Source organism: Streptomyces sp. NPDC041970 (genome assembly GCF_055588985.1).
The window spans coordinates 82,241-96,204 of the sequence record NZ_JBVJCD010000017.1 but is presented as its reverse complement, the minus strand read 5'-3'; the positions used below and the strand labels follow the sequence as shown (position 1 = coordinate 96,204).

The following is a 13,964-nucleotide window of genomic DNA, read 5'->3' as shown; positions in this document are numbered from 1 at the left end:
TTCCTTTCTTCCCCCCCCCCCCGAAACCCCCCCCCCCCCCCCCCCCCCCCCCCCCCCCCCCCCCCCCCCCCCCCCCCCCCCCCCCCCCCCCCCCCGCGGCGGACGCCGACGCGGCCCCGTACCGCGTCGAGCCGCCGTGGCACGCCGTCGCAGGCGCCCGTGACGACCCGCGAGACCTCCGCGCCGCCGCCCGCCGGGCCGCCGTGAGTCCGCCGCCGGAACGCACCCCGGCGCCCCCGCCCCGCCGAAAAGGCATCGACCACTCGGGTCGAGCTGAGAACATAGGTGCGAATTCAACGATGTGGAGACGAGAATGCCGGAGAACGGCGGCGGCCGGGCCCAGCGAGCACCCATACCCACCCCCCGAGGCGACGGCGGCGCCCCGGAGGACGGCGCCCCGGCCATCCCCCTCGCGGACGCCGGCGCCCTGTCCGTCGACCCGGCGGCCCCGCGGGTCACCGCCCCCGCGGGCCTGCCGGGCCCGGCGGCGACGGCGGCCCGGCGCACCGGGCTGCTGGTCACCCTGGTCCTCGGCGGGCTCACCGCGCTGCCGCCGCTGTCCATGGACATGTACCTCCCCGCGCTGCCCGCGGTCACCGACTCCCTGAGCGCCCCGGCCGCCACGATCCAGCTCACGCTGACCGCCTGCCTGGCCGGAATGGCGCTCGGGCAGCTCGTCGTCGGACCGATGAGCGACCGGTGGGGCCGCCGCAGGCCGCTGCTGCTCGGCATGGTCGTCTACGTCCTGGCCACCGCCATCTGCGCCCTGGCCCCGAGCGCCGAACTCCTCATCGGCTTCCGCCTCCTCCAGGGACTCGCGGGCGCGGCCGGGATCGTGATCGCCAGGGCCGTGGTGCGCGACCTCTACGACGGCGTGGAGATGGCCCGGTTCTTCTCCACCCTGATGCTGATCTCCGGAGTCGCCCCGATCATCGCCCCGCTGATCGGCGGGCAGGTCCTGCGGATCACCGACTGGCGGGGCATCTTCGTCGTGCTCACCGCCGTCGGCGTCCTGCTCACCCTCGTCGTGTGGAAGTGGCTGCACGAGACGCTGCCGCCGGGCAGCCGCCACACCGGAGGCGTCACCGAGGCCCTGCACACCATGCGCGGCCTCCTCGCCGACCGGGTCTTCACCGGCTACATGATCGCGGGCGGGCTCGCCTTCGCCGTGCTGTTCGCCTACATCTCTGCCTCCCCGTTCGTGGTCCAGGAGATCTACGGGGCCTCGCCGCAGACCTTCAGCCTGCTCTTCGGCCTCAACTCGATCGGCCTCATCGTCGTCGGGCAGGTCAACGGCAAGCTGCTCGTCGGCCGGATCAGCCTGGACAAGGTCCTCGGCCTCGGCCTCGCGGTGATCGTGCTGGCCGCCGTCGCGCTGCTGCTCATGACCACCGGCGTCTTCGGCGAGGTGGGGCTCGTCCCGGTCGCGGCCGGACTCTTCGTGCTGATGTCGGCGATGGGGCTCGCGATGCCGAACACCAACGCCCAGGCGCTGATGCGGACCAAGCACGCGGCGGGCTCCGCCTCCGCGCTGCTCGGCACCTCCTCGTTCCTCATCGGCGCGATCGCCTCCCCGCTGGTCGGCATCGCGGGGGAGGACACGGCCGTCCCGATGGCGGTCGTGCAGGTGGTGTGCGCGCTGGCGGCGGTCGGCTGCTTCCTCGGTCTGTGCCGCCCCTGGCAGCGCACGGCCCGCGAGGCCGGCGGGGTCTGAGAGGGCCGTGCGTCCGGGCCCGCGTACGCCCGCGCGGCCCGTACGCGTCCGGGCCGCCCCCGGCGCCCCGCGACCGCTGAGGAGCCGGCCCGGCCGTGCGCCTCAGTCGGTGCGCGGGTAGCCGATCAGGTGCACGCGGTCCTGGCGGTCCGTCCACCGGAACACCCCGACCCCGGCGGTCTCCGTCTCCGGCAGCCGCGCGTCGCGCGCCAACGGCTCGGCGGCGCCGGTCGAGAGGCGCAGCGACACCGGGAGGCCGCCGCCGTCCAGCGCCTCCGCGGCGTCGCGGGCGTTCTCCGCCCCGTAGGCGATGCCGTCGTCCGTCACCGTGGCCAGCGTCAGACGGGCGACGCCCCCCTCGTCCTCGAAGCAGCGGCCCTCCCCGGCCGCCAGGTCGAAGGCGAGGTTCCCGGCGACCAGGTGGTCGCGCGAGGGGGAGAGGGCGGCCCGAGGGTAGCGGCCGGGCCTGATCGCGGGCCGGTGGCACTCCACCGAGGCCAGCACCTTCCCGGTCGTCCCGTCGTGCACCGCCCACAGCTCGTGGGTGGCCGCCCGAGCCGCCTTCCTCTCCAGCGCCCACTTCGCCAGCACCCGGTTCGAGGCGACCGACGTCGGGACGCCGCTGGTCCGGTCGGCGCCCTTCGGCGCGACGTCCCGGCTGAACCAGCCGCCGCGCACCCAGAACTCCTGGACGCCGCCGACCAGGAGCCCGCCTTCGGTCTGCCCGTGCACCTCGGTGAGCCGCCTGCACGCCCCGCACCCCTTCGGGTACGCCAACTCGTCCGCGCTCAACTCCGAGACCGCGCCGGTGACCGGGTCGACCAGCACGCTGTTCGCCCGGCCGTCGCTGACCACGATGTCCGGCCCGCTCGTGCCGACGGCCGGGGGGCCCGCCCACGGCACCTCGACGCGCTGCCGCGTCCCGTCCGTCACGTCGTACAGGTCCAGCGAGAGGAACGTGCCCGCCGGGGACAGCCCGTCGCCCGCCTTCCCGTACGACCAGGTCACGAAGGTCTGCCGGTCGCCTCGGGTGACGAGGGCGAGCCCCGGAAGGAGCGACGGGTCCAGCGGCCGCCAGGCCGCGCCGCGCCACCCCGGAGCGCCGGTCGCCGCGTCCACGGTCCGCAGCCGGTAGCGGCTCCCGGAGGCCCGCTCCAGAAAGGCCAGCAGACCCGTGGCGTGGGAGACGGCCACCTCGGGCGAGACGCCGACGACCTCCCAGCCGCGGTCGGTCGCGTAGTGCGGCGGAACGGTCAGCCGGGTCACCGGGGCTCCGCCCGACCGCGCCGGTTCCGCCTTCCCGGCGGCCGGGCCGCCCCCGCCCCGGTCGTCGGAGCCCCTGCCGCAGGTGGCGAGCAGCAGGAGCAGCGCGAGGAGGACCACCCCGCCGGCCAGGGCCGGGCGCACGATCTTCTCTCCCATGGCTCCCCCGATGGACACGGCCGAGGCCCGCGCGGGTCAGCGTAGCAACAGGCCGGAAGGGGAAAGGAGTTCGCCGACCGCGCCGCCGGGCGCCCGTCGTGGGGCGGTCGCCGGAATACGCCCGGCCCCCGCCCCGCGCCTACAATTCGGCGGTGAACGCCACTCTCCCCACCGCCCCGGCCCTCCGCGCGGCGCTGTCCGGACTGCTCGACGGGCTGCCGCCCAAGCAGGCCGCCAAGGCCGTCGACCGGCTGATCGCCACCTACCGCGGGGAGACCCCGACCGACGCCCCGATCCTGCGGGACCGCTCGGACGTCGTCGCGTACGCCGCGTACCGGATGCCCGCCACCTTCGAGGCCGTACGGTCCGCCCTCGACGCCCTGCGCGCGGCCGCGCCCGACTGGACGCCCGCCACCCACACCGACGTCGGCGGCGGCACCGGCGCGGCGAGCTGGGCGGTGGCCGGAGCCTGGGAGGGCCCGGCCACCACCGTCCTGGACTGGGCGGAGCCGGCCCTCGCGCTCGGCCGCGAACTGGCCGAGGCGTCCGGCGTCCCCGCCCTGCGCGCGGCCCGGTGGGAGCGGGCCAGGATCGGCGCGGCGCTGGAGCTCGCCCCGGCGGACCTCGTCACCGTCAGCTATGTGCTCAAGGAACTCACCGCGCGGGCCAGGGCCGAGCTGGTCGACGCGGCCGCCGGGGCCGGGCAGGCCGTGGTCGTCGTGGAGCCCGGCACCCCCGACGGGTACGCCCGGATCATCGAGGCCCGCGACCGGCTGATCGCCGCCGGGCTGCGGATCGCGGCCCCCTGCCCGCACAGCGCCGCCTGCCCGATCGAGCCCGGCGCCGACTGGTGCCACTTCTCGGCCCGCGTCAGCCGCTCCTCCCTGCACCGGCAGGTCAAGGGCGGCTCCCTCAGCCACGAGGACGAGAAGTTCGGTTACGTGGTCGCCACCCGCTTCCCCGCCTCCCCGGCGGCCGCCAGGGTCGTCCGCAGGCCCCAGATCCGCAAGGGGCAGGTGCTGCTGGAGCTGTGCACGCGCGACGACGGCCTCGCCCGCTCCACGGTCACCAAGCGCCACGGCGAGCGCTACCGGGCGGCCAGGGACACCGACTGGGGGGACGCCTGGCCCCCCGAGGGCCCGGACGCCGACACCCCCTGACGGGCCCGGCGAGCCGGCGGACGAGGCGGGGCGGCCCCTCAGCCGCGCAGCTCCTGCGTACAGCACTTCACGCTGCCGCCGCCCTTCAGCAGCTCGCCCAGGTCCATCGGGACGGGCTCGAAACCCCGGTCCCGCAACGGGGCGAGCAGCCCCGTCGCGCCCTGCGGCAGCAGCACGTGGCGGCCGTCGCTGACCGAGTTGAGCCCGAACGCCGCCGCGTCCGCCTCCCGCGCGAGCAGCGCGTCCGGGAAGAGCCGCGCCAGCACCGCCCGGCTGCCCGGGGAGAAGGCGTCCGGGTAGTACATGATCTCGTCGGCCGCCGCGTCCAGCACGCACAGCGCGGTGTCCAGGTGGTAGTAGCGCGGGTCCACCAGGTCGAGCCCGATCACCGGCGTCCCGAAGAACTCCTGCGCCTCGGCGTGCGACAGCGGACTGGAGCGGAACCCGCGCCCGGCCAGCAGGTAGGAGGCGGTGACGGCGAAGTCCCCCTCGCCCTCGTTGACGTGCTCCGGCTCGCGGACGTCGGTGAAGCCGTTCGCCCGGAACCAGTCCCGGTGGGCCCCGGCCTCCTCGAACCGCTCCCGGTAGGCGAACAGGGCGCCGAGCACCCGCCCGCCGATCACCGTGGCGCCGTTGGCGGCGAAGACCATGTCCGGCAGGTCGGGGCGGGGGGTCATCAGCTCGACGGTGTGGCCGAGGCCGCGGTAGCGGTCGCGCAGGCCCTCCCACTGGGTCCGGGCCAGCGCCAGGTCGACGGGCTTGGACGGGTCCATCCACGGGTTGATGGAGTACGTGACCCGGAAGTGCGTCGGAGCGCACATCAGGTAGCGACGAGGGGTGGCGTCACGGTTCAACTGGGGCTCCTCGCGCACGGCGGCCTGAGCCGCGGAACGGTGGGATGCGCGCGGTCTGCGCGTGAGCCCATGGTGGGGGGTGCGCGCCCGATGCGCAGTGCATCGATCGGGTGGTTCACGCGACCGCCCGCGCGCCGTCACCGGCCGGACCGCCGCCCGTGGACGAGGTGACGGGCAGGGGCGACGGCAAGACGATACGTATCGGATTGTCCGGCGGTAGATTGGCCGCCATGGCACCCACCAAGGCACCCGACTCCAGCCGCCGCAGCGACCGCTCCCGCCGGGCGATCCACGACGCCGCCCTCGCCCTCGTCGGGGAGACGGGCTACCGGCGCACGACGATCGAGGGTATCGCCGCCCGTGCCGGGGTCGGCAAGCAGACCATCTACCGCTGGTGGCCCTCCAAGGCCGCCGTCCTGATGGAAGCCTTCCTGGACCTCGCCGGCCGGGCCGCCGAAGGGGCGGGACCGCGGTCCGGGGACGCCGTGCCGGGCCTCCCCGACACCGGGGACCTGGCCGCCGACCTCAAGCGCGTCCTGCGGGCCACCGTCGACGAGTTGAACGACCCGGCGATGGAGGTCCCCATGCGCGCGCTGACCGCCGAGGGGGTCGTCGACGCGGAGCTGGGCGCGGAGTTCGTCGAGAAGCTGCTCGACCCCCAGCTCGCGCTGTACGCCACCCGGCTGCGGGCCGCCCAGGAGGCCGGGCACGTGCGTGCCGACGCCGATCCCCGGATCGCCCTGGAACTGCTCGTCGGCCCGCTCACCCACCGCTGGCTGCTGAGGACCCGGCCGCTCACCCACGCCTACGCCGACGCGATCGTCGACTACGCGCTCGGCGGGCTCACGCCCCGCCCGTGACACCGCGCCGTGCGCCGGTGCAACCGTGCGGAACGCGGGCGCCCGGCGCCGTTCCGTGTCCGGTACGGGGTGCTTTCCGGCCCGGTGCGAGGTGCGGCGGCGGGCGTGACGGTGCTCACTCGGTGCGGTGGTAGGCGGTCCCACTGGTGCACTCTGGCCACCCGGAGCGCAGGATGGTGCGACCATGGAAGAGCAACGCTGAGGTGAGGGGATAGATGGGCGCCGATTCCGGCCGCTTCCGCGGCACAGAGAACAGGATCTCCCAGTGGCTGCGACGACGCCCCAAACCACCGGGGGCCGAGGCCGCCGACACGGCCAGGGCGGAGCTGCTGCTGGCCGTCGCCGACGCGGGTATGCCCATCGCCCCCGCCGCCCATCCCCAGGGATACCGATGTTCGTGCGAACGCATCGGCTGTCCCACCCCCGCCCGGCACCCCGTCTCCTTCGCCTGGCAGACGCAGGCCACCACCGACCGCGCCCAGATCGAGCGCTGGGCCCACGGCCAGCCGCTGGCCAACTTCATCACCGCGACGGGCATGGTCCACGACGTGCTGGACGTCCCGCTCACCGCCGGCCGCCAGGCCCTGGAGCGCCTGCTCGCCGCGGACATCGAGGTCGGCCCGGTCGCCCAGTCCGGCGAGGACCGGATGCTCTTCTTCACCGCCACCCGCGGCACCCCCGAGGACGAGGACGAGTGGTGGCCGTGCGAGCTGGACTGCCACCCCGAGACCATGGACGCCCACCCCGGCCTGCGCTGGCACTGCCGCGGCAGCTACGTCCTCCTGCCCCCCGCCCGGCTCCCCGGTGAGCTGGACGTCCACTGGGTGCGCGGCCCCGAGCACGCGCTGCCCGACCCGCTGACCCTGCTGGAGACGCTGACCGACGCCTGCGCGCGCTATGCGGGCAGCGCCGAGCAGAGCGAGCTGGACCACGACGCGATCGCCTGGCCGCTGAGCCGCTGAGCCGCTCGGGTCGCTGAGCCGCTGTCTCGGGCCGAGCCGCGGGGGGTCGGGCCGAGCCGCGGGGGGTCGGGCCGCCCCGAGTCGACCGGCCGCCGTCCGGGCGGCTTCGCGCTACTCGCCCTTGGCGGCGACCAGGCCCGGCAGTCGGTTCAGCACCCGCACCTTGTCCCCGGACGGGGCGCCGGAGCCGGGGCCGGCGCCGGTCGCGCGCGGCGGGACGTACGCCAGTTGGCTGGAGACCCGCTCCTTGGTGAGGCTGCTGCCCACCTCGCCGGTGAGCAGCGCCTTCGCGTCGGCGTTGACCTCCGGCCTGAGCCCCCGCGCCGCGGTCTGCCGCTCGAAGTGCCTGCTGCTGAAGAAGACCAGCGCCCCGCCGTCCTCGGTGCGCAGCCCGAGCGGGGCGAACGCCGAGGCGGTCAGCGGCTGGTCGACGTACTGGTAGGAGAAGCCCGGCCGCCGGGTGGTGCGGCGTGCCTCGCGCCAGCCCGAGGTGGTAGGGCCGGGCGCGAACGCGTCGGGCTCGCCGTCGCGCAGGTACGCGGTGTACGTGGCGCTCAACTCGGCCGGCTCGACCGCGAGTTCGTCGTCGCGCGGTTCGACGGGGGCGGCGAACCCGTCCGCGTCCAGAGCGAACTCCGGTACCTGGGACGACGGGAGGACCGCGAGGTAGGACGCCTTCCACAGGGCGTCGGGGCCGGTCCGCACGAACACCACCAGCCAGCGGGTGTCCGGATTCCCGCCGTCCTCGTCCCGGTTGGAGTCGGTGTCCGCCAGGAACCAGCGCGGCCACCCCGCCTTCTTGGGGATGGCATAGGTCGCGTCGTCGAGGACCAGCGGCCTGTGCGCCTTGTTGCCGCCGGGGTTGTACGTCCGGCGCGCGGTGAGACCGGCCTGGTTGATCGCGCCGAGCGACCCGGTCACCCGGTCCGCGTCCAGCGCCGGATCGAGCGCCTTGTCCGCCGCGTTGTAGGCGGTCAGGAAGTCCGTAAGGGCCTGGGCCGCCTCGGACTTCGTCGCGCCGGGCAGCACCTCGCGCTCACCGTGCACCGTCACGCAGCCGCTCACCGTCACGCACAGCACCGTGGCCGTCGCGAACCCCGCCGTCAGTCGACCCAGCCTTGTCATCCGTTGCTTCTGCGCCTTCTGCTCCGTCGCCCGCGCTGACCGTCGAAACCCTACCGGGCGGCGGTCGGGGACCGGGCGGTGACCGAGGACGGGATGCGCGTCCGGGGCCGTCCCGCCCGTTCGCCCGGCAGTGCTTGAATGCCCCCGTGAACGAAGACGACGTACCCCGAGGCATCGACGTCCTGCGGGTGTTCTGCGGCCCCGACGACCGGCACGGCAACGCCCTCGGCGTCGTACGCGACGGGCGAGGCCACCCCGACGAGGCGTCCCGGCGGCGGCTCGCGCGGCGGCTCGGGTTCAGCGGGACGGTGTTCGTCGACGACCCCGAGCGCGGGCGCGTGGACATCCACGCTCCCGGCGGACCGCTGCCGTTCGCCGGGCATCCGCTGGTCGGCGCGGCCTGGCTGCTGGACCTGGAGATCCTGGAGCTGGCGGTCGGGGACGTGTTCGCGCGCCAGGACGGGGAGTTCACCTGGATCACCGCCCGCCCCGAGTGGGCCCCGCCGCACACGTTCCAGCAGTACGCGACGGCCGCCGAGGTGGCGGCGCTGCCCGGCCCGCCGCCCGGCGAGGGCCCCCTCTGCGCCTGGGCCTGGGAGGACGAGGCGGCGGGGCGGGTACGCGCACGGGACTTCCCCCGGCGCGGGGAGGGCGCCGTCGAGGACGAGGCGACGGGCGCGGCCGCGCTGCTGCTCAGCGCGCGGCTCGGCCGCGCCCTCAACATCAGGCAGGGGCGCGGCTCCCAGATCCTCACCGCTCCCGCGCCGGACGGCACGGTCGAGGTCGGGGGCCGCGTCCTGATGGCCGTCCGGGGCTGAGGTCAGGGCCGGAGCATCGCCCTGCGGCCCGAGCACGAAGCCGTGCTCCGCGAGGAGCAGGCGGCGTCCGCCCGGTCGATGGGGGCGGTCGACTGACCCGCGGCCCGCGGGCCGCTTCCCCCGCGTACGGCCCCACCGGAATCACCCGGTGGGGCCGTACGGCCGTACGCGGGGCTCACGCGCCGAGCGGGAACGCCTCGCCCAACGCGCGGAAGACCGCGGTGTTCAGGGCGAACGCGCGCTTGCACTCCTCGACGACGCGCTGCTTCTCCAGGTCGTCCGCGTTCACGGCGTCCAGCAGCTCGCGGTAGCCCCGCTTGAAGGCGGCGGGGTTGGTGATCCGCTCGAAGACGTAGAACCGCACGCCGTCGCCCTTGCGCTCGAAGCCCCAGGTCTTCTCCGCCTTGTCGCGGATGATCTGGCCGCCCGAGAGGTCGCCGAGGTAGCGCGTGTAGTGGTGGGCGACGTAACCGGCCGGCCAGGTGCGGGCGCACTCGGTGATCCGGTCCGCGTAGGCGGCGGTGGCGGGCAGCGGCCGCAGGCCCTCGCGCCAGTCGGCCCCGCCGAGGTGGGCCAGGTCGCGCTCCAGCTCGGCGGAGCGCATCAGCTCGGGCTGTATGAAGGGGCCCGCGACCGGGTCCGCGCGCAGGGCCTCCGCGCCCTCCTCCAGCGCCCGGTACACGAACCACAACTGCTCGGTGTAGCGCGTGTACGCGTCCACCCCCAGCCGTCCCCCGAGCAGGTCGCTCATGAAGGACGAGGTCTCGGCCTCGGTGTGCTGCTCGTGCGAGGCGGTGCGGATGAGCGTCGAGAAGGGGATGGCGGTGGCGGTTGCGTCCAAAGCGGGCCTCCGGAGACCGAGGGGACGGGAAGTCCAGGAAAGACGGAGATGCCGGCAGGCGACCGCCGTGGTGCGCACAGCGCCTGCCGTTGTGCCGATCTTCTTACTTAGGCATACCTAAGTCAATGGTTCCCGACTGTCTGTCGGTAAAACCTACGCCCTGCCGACCCGGTCGGCGGGGTGGCAGGGCGCAGGGCGGCCGGGCGCGGTGGCCGGCCGGGCTCACGGCAGCGTGAGGATCTCCGCCCCGGTCTCCGTGACCACCAGCGTGTGCTCGAACTGGGCGGTGCGCTTGCGGTCCTTCGTCACCACGGTCCAGCCGTCCTCCCACAGGTCGTACTCGTGGGTGCCCAGCGTCAGCATCGGCTCGATGGTGAACGTCATGCCCGGCTGCATGACCGTCGTCGCGTGCGGGCTGTCGTAGTGCGGGATGATCAGCCCGGAGTGGAACGAGGAGTTGATCCCGTGCCCGGTGAAGTCGCGCACCACTCCGTACCCGAACCGCTTCGCGTACGACTCGATGACCCGGCCGATCACGTTGACCTGCCGTCCGGGGCGGACCGCCTTGATGGCCCGGTTCAGCGACTCGCGGGTGCGCTCGACCAGCAGCCGCGACTCCTCGTCCACCTCGCCGCAGAGGTAGGTGGCGTTGTTGTCGCCGTGCACCCCGTTGATGTACGCGGTGACGTCCAGGTTCACGATGTCGCCGTCGCGCAGCACGGTGGAGTCGGGGATGCCGTGGCAGATGACCTCGTTGACCGAGGTGCACAGCGACTTCGGGAAGCCCCGGTAGCCGAGCGTCGAGGGGTATGCGCCATGATCGATCATGAACGCGTGCGCGACCCGGTCCAGCTCGTCGGTGGTGACCCCCGGAGCGATGTGCTTGGCGGCCTCCTCCATCGCCTGCGCGGCGATGCGGCCCGCGACGCGCATCCGCTCCACGGTGTCGGCGTCCTGGATCTCCGGGCCGGTGTACGGCGTCGGGGCCGGCTTCCCCACGTACTCGGGGCGCCGGATGTTTCCGGGTACGGAACGGACGGGAGTGATCTCCCCTGGTACGAGAAGCGACTGGCCAGACATGCCAGCGAGTCTAACCAGCGGCTCCGGGGCACCATGGCGATAAGGAAAGGAGCCGTCGATGGCCCTGTTCAAGAAGCGCACGGTCGGCAAACCGGGCGAGTGGTACTACTGCCTGGAGCACAAGAAGGTCGAGGAGGGCCCCGAGTGCCCGGCGAAGGACCGGTTCGGCCCCTACGCCTCCCGCGAGGCGGCGCAGCACGCGATGGACACGGCGCGCGACCGGAACGCGGAGTGGGAGAACGATCCCCGGTGGCACGACCAGGGCGACGCCCCCGACGACGCACCGGGCGGCGCGGGCCCCGACCGGCCGTAGGCGCACGCCGGGTCCGGGCGGCCGGGCGGCTGACGCGGCGGCCCGGCGCGCGGTGACCTTTCGACGGCCCGCCGCGCGGGATCTCCAGGCGGCCTGCCAGTCGGTCCGGCGGCCCGGTGGGCTGAGCGGTCACGTCGCCGGGCCTCCGCCGGCCCGGTCGAGCCGGGTCGGATCGAGGGCGGCCGAGCGGCCTTGCGGGGCCGGGGGCTCGGCTCACTCTCCGCCCGGCACACCTGCCGCCTCCGCCCCGGCTCACGCCTCGGCTCCGGCCTCCCGCCTGCGTATCGCGTCCTCGTCCGTCTCGGAGTCGTACCGCACCAGCTTCGGCAGCGCCGCCGTCAGCAGCACCACCGACGCGACGCACGCCACCCCGCCCGTCCAGATCGCCGACCGGGTCCCCGTCCAGCCGGCCATCGCGCCGGCCCGGACCTGGCCGAGCTGCGGGCCGACGCTGTACGAGAGCACCTCGATGCCCGCCAGCCGGCCCCGCAGCTCCTCCGGGATCGTCTGGTTCCAGATCGTCGAGCGCCCCAACCCGCTCAGCATGTCGCCCGCGCCCGCCACGGCCAGGCACAGCAGCACCACCCAGACGCTGGAGAACCAGCCCGCCGCGGCGATCGCCAGCCCCCACGCCGCCGCGCCGAACACCACGAACAGCCCGTGCCTGCGCACGCGGGTCGTCCACCCGCTGGTCAGCCCCAGCACCAGCGAGCCGACCGAGCCCGCCGCGTACATCAGGCCCAGCGACCACTGCGCGTCCAGCTCGTCCGCGAGGAACGGGAAGATCGTGTTCGGGAAGGCGAAGAACATCGCCGCCAGGTCGATCGCGTACGTGCCCAGCAGCACCGGCCGGCTCCACGCGTACCGGGCGCCCTCGACGATCCCCCGCAGCGACGGCTTCCGCGCGTCCCCGGCGGGCGGCGCCGGGGCCAGGCGCAGGCAGAGCACGGCGGAGGCGGCGAAGGTGCACACCGTCACCGCGTACGCCGTGCCGTGACCGGCGTACGCCACCACCAGCCCGGCCAGCGCCGGACCCGCGATCGCCCCGACCTGCCAGCGCAGCGAGTTCAGCGCCGCCGCCGCCGTCTGCTGGGCGTGCGGCACGATCCGGGCCATCAGCGAGTCCAGGGCGGGCCGCTGGAGCCCGGCCAGCGCGGACACCCCGCCGGCCACCACGTACAGCGGCCACAGCAGCGGCTCGGGCAGCAGGGCGTTGACCAGCAGGACGGCGGCGAGCACACCGAGGCCCGCCTCGGTCAGCAGGATGACCCGCCGCCGGTCCACGGAGTCCGCGAGGGCCCCGCCGTACAGCCCGAAGACGACCAGCGGCACCAGCTCCACCGCGCCCATCGCCCCGACCGCGAGCGGGGAGCCGGTGAGCTGCTTGATCTGGAGCGGCAGCGCGATGAGCGCCATGAAGCTGCCGAAGTACGTGATGAGCCCCTGGATCCACAGCAGGCGGAAGTCGGGGGAGGAGCGCCAGGGCGAGAGGTCCGGCAGCAGAGCGCGGAGCCGGCCCGGCGGCGGGGACGCGGGGGGAGCTGGTGAGGTCACGAAGGGTCATGATCGGCACTGCCGCGTCGCCGGGCAACTCCTTATCCCCGCTCCGCCCGCCCCCGACCTGCGGAGAGGGGGCGCGGCGGCGGGTGGGCGCACGTGCCCCCGGGGCCGCCGGCGGGCGGCTGCCCCGCAGTAGGGTCGGCCTCATGACTACACAGGACAGCGCTGCCAAGCCCCCCGCCAAGGACCCGTGGGACCTCCCCGACGTCTCCGGACTCAGCGTCGGCGTGCTCGGCGGGACCGGCCCGCAGGGCCGCGGCCTCGCCTACCGGCTCGCCCGCGCCGGACAGCGGGTCACCCTCGGCTCACGGGACGCGGCGCGCGCCCGGCAGGCGGCGGACGAGCTGGGCTTCGGGGTGGAGGGCGCGGACAACGCGGAGTGCGCCCGGCGCAGCGACATCGTGATCGTCGCCGTGCCGTGGGACGGCCACGCCACCACGCTGGAGTCCCTGCGCGAGGAGCTCGCGGGCAAGCTCGTGATCGACTGCGTCAACCCGCTCGGCTTCGACAAGAAGGGCGCCTACGCCCTCAAGCCGGAGGAGGGCAGCGCCGCCGAGCAGGCCGCCGCCCTGCTGCCGGACTCCCGCGTCACCGCCGCCTTCCACCACCTCTCCGCGGTGCTGCTCCAGGACGAGGGCATCGAGGAGATCGACACCGACGTCCTGGTCCTGGGCGAGGTCCGCGCGGACACCGACCTGGTGCAGGCGCTGGCGGGCCGCATCCCCGGAATGCGCGGCATCTTCGCCGGCCGCCTCCGCAACGCCCACCAGGTCGAGTCGCTGGTGGCCAACCTGATCTCGGTCAACCGGCGCTACAAGGTCCACGCCGGGCTGCGCGCCACCGACGTCTGACCCGACCGCGCGCACGGGGGTGACCCGATTGTGCGCATCGGGGAGCGGGGGGCCGCCCGCCGGGGAGGTCGTACGCACCGCGCCTGTCCGGCCCCGCCGGCAGGCGGGCCGGCGGAGCGCCGCGAGGGGCGGGCCCGAGGCGGGGCACACCGGGGCATGGGGGACACTGGACGGGACCGCGACCCGTTCCCCGACAGGAGCCTCCCCCCATGCCCCGCCTCGCTCTCTACGCCCTCGTCGTCTGCGTCCTCGCCGTCGTGGCGGCGGTGGTCTCCTTCGTCCAGGGCAGCCTGCTCGGGATCGTCTGGGTGCTCATCGCGGGGCTCTCGTCGAACATGTTCTGGTTCTCCCTGCGCAAGCACCGCATGACCGCCTCCGACGCCGCCCACTGACCCGGCCGGCCC

At 74.8% G+C, this 13,964-nt stretch carries 13 protein-coding genes and 1 pseudogene; 8 read left to right on the top strand and 6 right to left on the bottom strand.

The genetic code is table 11. The features are described from left to right. The first annotated feature begins 313 nt into the window (after positions 1 to 313). Positions 314 to 1,714, top strand: a complete 1,401-nt coding sequence (locus ACZ6EJ_RS12020; RefSeq protein ID WP_469266530.1) for a multidrug effflux MFS transporter — start codon at positions 314 to 316, stop codon at positions 1,712 to 1,714. Between the two features lie 102 nt (positions 1,715 to 1,816). On the opposite strand, the gene ACZ6EJ_RS12015 is transcribed toward ACZ6EJ_RS12020, so the two are convergent. Then, positions 1,817 to 3,136 (bottom strand): hypothetical protein, encoded by a 1,320-nt coding sequence (locus ACZ6EJ_RS12015; protein WP_469266528.1) that lies wholly within the window; start codon positions 3,134 to 3,136, stop codon positions 1,817 to 1,819. A gap of 152 nt (positions 3,137 to 3,288) precedes the next feature. On the opposite strand from ACZ6EJ_RS12015, the gene ACZ6EJ_RS12010 reads away from it, so the two are divergent. Further along, on the top strand, positions 3,289 to 4,296 hold the full coding sequence (locus tag ACZ6EJ_RS12010) for a small ribosomal subunit Rsm22 family protein (protein ID WP_469266527.1): 1,008 nt from the start codon (positions 3,289 to 3,291) through the stop codon (positions 4,294 to 4,296). Positions 4,297 to 4,334: 38 nt separating this feature from the next. On the opposite strand, the pseudogene ddaH reads toward ACZ6EJ_RS12010, so the two are convergent. Beyond that, a pseudogene (gene ddaH, locus ACZ6EJ_RS12005) lies at positions 4,335 to 5,171 on the bottom strand (dimethylargininase); the annotation flags it as partial. Between the two features lie 209 nt (positions 5,172 to 5,380). Between ddaH and ACZ6EJ_RS12000 the strand changes: the two are divergent. Beyond that, positions 5,381 to 6,010 (top strand): TetR/AcrR family transcriptional regulator, encoded by a 630-nt coding sequence (locus ACZ6EJ_RS12000; RefSeq protein WP_469266525.1) that lies wholly within the window; start codon positions 5,381 to 5,383, stop codon positions 6,008 to 6,010. 215 nt (positions 6,011 to 6,225) lie between these two features. Beyond that, on the top strand, positions 6,226 to 6,972 hold the full coding sequence (locus ACZ6EJ_RS11995) for a bifunctional DNA primase/polymerase (protein ID WP_469266523.1): 747 nt from the start codon (positions 6,226 to 6,228) through the stop codon (positions 6,970 to 6,972). A 111-nt stretch (positions 6,973 to 7,083) separates the two neighbouring features. On the opposite strand, the gene ACZ6EJ_RS11990 is transcribed toward ACZ6EJ_RS11995, so the two are convergent. Then, positions 7,084 to 8,097 (bottom strand): SCO2278 family lipoprotein, encoded by a 1,014-nt coding sequence (locus ACZ6EJ_RS11990; RefSeq protein ID WP_469266521.1) that lies wholly within the window; start codon positions 8,095 to 8,097, stop codon positions 7,084 to 7,086. A gap of 146 nt (positions 8,098 to 8,243) precedes the next feature. Here ACZ6EJ_RS11990 and ACZ6EJ_RS11985 point away from each other — a divergent pair, with 146 nt between their 5' ends. Continuing rightward, entirely contained in the window at positions 8,244 to 8,915 is a 672-nt protein-coding gene (locus tag ACZ6EJ_RS11985) for a PhzF family phenazine biosynthesis protein (RefSeq protein ID WP_469266519.1), read from the top strand. 175 nt (positions 8,916 to 9,090) lie between these two features. Here ACZ6EJ_RS11985 and ACZ6EJ_RS11980 read toward each other — a convergent pair whose 3' ends face one another. Both ACZ6EJ_RS11980 and map read right to left on the bottom strand, forming a co-directional pair. Beyond that, complete coding sequence (locus ACZ6EJ_RS11980; protein ID WP_469266518.1) at positions 9,091 to 9,756, bottom strand: biliverdin-producing heme oxygenase; 666 nt, start codon at positions 9,754 to 9,756, stop codon at positions 9,091 to 9,093. A 222-nt stretch (positions 9,757 to 9,978) separates the two neighbouring features. Further along, positions 9,979 to 10,836, bottom strand: a complete 858-nt coding sequence (gene map / locus ACZ6EJ_RS11975) for a type I methionyl aminopeptidase (RefSeq protein WP_469266517.1) — start codon at positions 10,834 to 10,836, stop codon at positions 9,979 to 9,981. A gap of 58 nt (positions 10,837 to 10,894) precedes the next feature. On the opposite strand from map, the gene ACZ6EJ_RS11970 reads away from it, so the two are divergent. Then, positions 10,895 to 11,149, top strand: a complete 255-nt coding sequence (locus ACZ6EJ_RS11970; protein WP_469266515.1) for a hypothetical protein — start codon at positions 10,895 to 10,897, stop codon at positions 11,147 to 11,149. A gap of 252 nt (positions 11,150 to 11,401) precedes the next feature. On the opposite strand, the gene ACZ6EJ_RS11965 is transcribed toward ACZ6EJ_RS11970, so the two are convergent. After that, complete coding sequence (locus ACZ6EJ_RS11965; protein WP_469266513.1) at positions 11,402 to 12,703, bottom strand: MFS transporter; 1,302 nt, start codon at positions 12,701 to 12,703, stop codon at positions 11,402 to 11,404. A gap of 152 nt (positions 12,704 to 12,855) precedes the next feature. Between ACZ6EJ_RS11965 and npdG the strand changes: the two genes are divergently transcribed. Both npdG and ACZ6EJ_RS11955 read left to right on the top strand, forming a co-directional pair. Then, positions 12,856 to 13,560: an NADPH-dependent F420 reductase gene (gene npdG, locus ACZ6EJ_RS11960; protein ID WP_469266512.1), complete on the top strand. Its 705-nt coding sequence runs from the start codon at positions 12,856 to 12,858 to the stop codon at positions 13,558 to 13,560. Between the two features lie 209 nt (positions 13,561 to 13,769). Then, complete coding sequence (locus ACZ6EJ_RS11955; protein WP_469266510.1) at positions 13,770 to 13,952, top strand: hypothetical protein; 183 nt, start codon at positions 13,770 to 13,772, stop codon at positions 13,950 to 13,952. The last annotated feature ends 12 nt before the right edge of the window (positions 13,953 to 13,964 follow it).

Bases quoted from the DNA above. Each gene is read 5' to 3' on its own strand.
- ACZ6EJ_RS11990 (WP_469266521.1), bottom strand. From the start codon at position 8,097: ATGACAAGGCTGGGTCGACTGACGGCGGGGTTCGCGACGGCCACGGTG.
- ACZ6EJ_RS12015 (WP_469266528.1), bottom strand. From the start codon at position 3,136: ATGGGAGAGAAGATCGTGCGCCCGGCCCTGGCCGGCGGGGTGGTCCTC.
- map (WP_469266517.1), bottom strand. From the start codon at position 10,836: ATGTCTGGCCAGTCGCTTCTCGTACCAGGGGAGATCACTCCCGTCCGT.
- ACZ6EJ_RS11970 (WP_469266515.1), top strand. From the start codon at position 10,895: ATGGCCCTGTTCAAGAAGCGCACGGTCGGCAAACCGGGCGAGTGGTAC.
- ACZ6EJ_RS12020 (WP_469266530.1), top strand. From the start codon at position 314: ATGCCGGAGAACGGCGGCGGCCGGGCCCAGCGAGCACCCATACCCACC.
- ACZ6EJ_RS11995 (WP_469266523.1), top strand. From the start codon at position 6,226: ATGGGCGCCGATTCCGGCCGCTTCCGCGGCACAGAGAACAGGATCTCC.
- npdG (WP_469266512.1), top strand. From the start codon at position 12,856: ATGACTACACAGGACAGCGCTGCCAAGCCCCCCGCCAAGGACCCGTGG.
- ACZ6EJ_RS12000 (WP_469266525.1), top strand. From the start codon at position 5,381: ATGGCACCCACCAAGGCACCCGACTCCAGCCGCCGCAGCGACCGCTCC.
- ACZ6EJ_RS11955 (WP_469266510.1), top strand. From the start codon at position 13,770: ATGCCCCGCCTCGCTCTCTACGCCCTCGTCGTCTGCGTCCTCGCCGTC.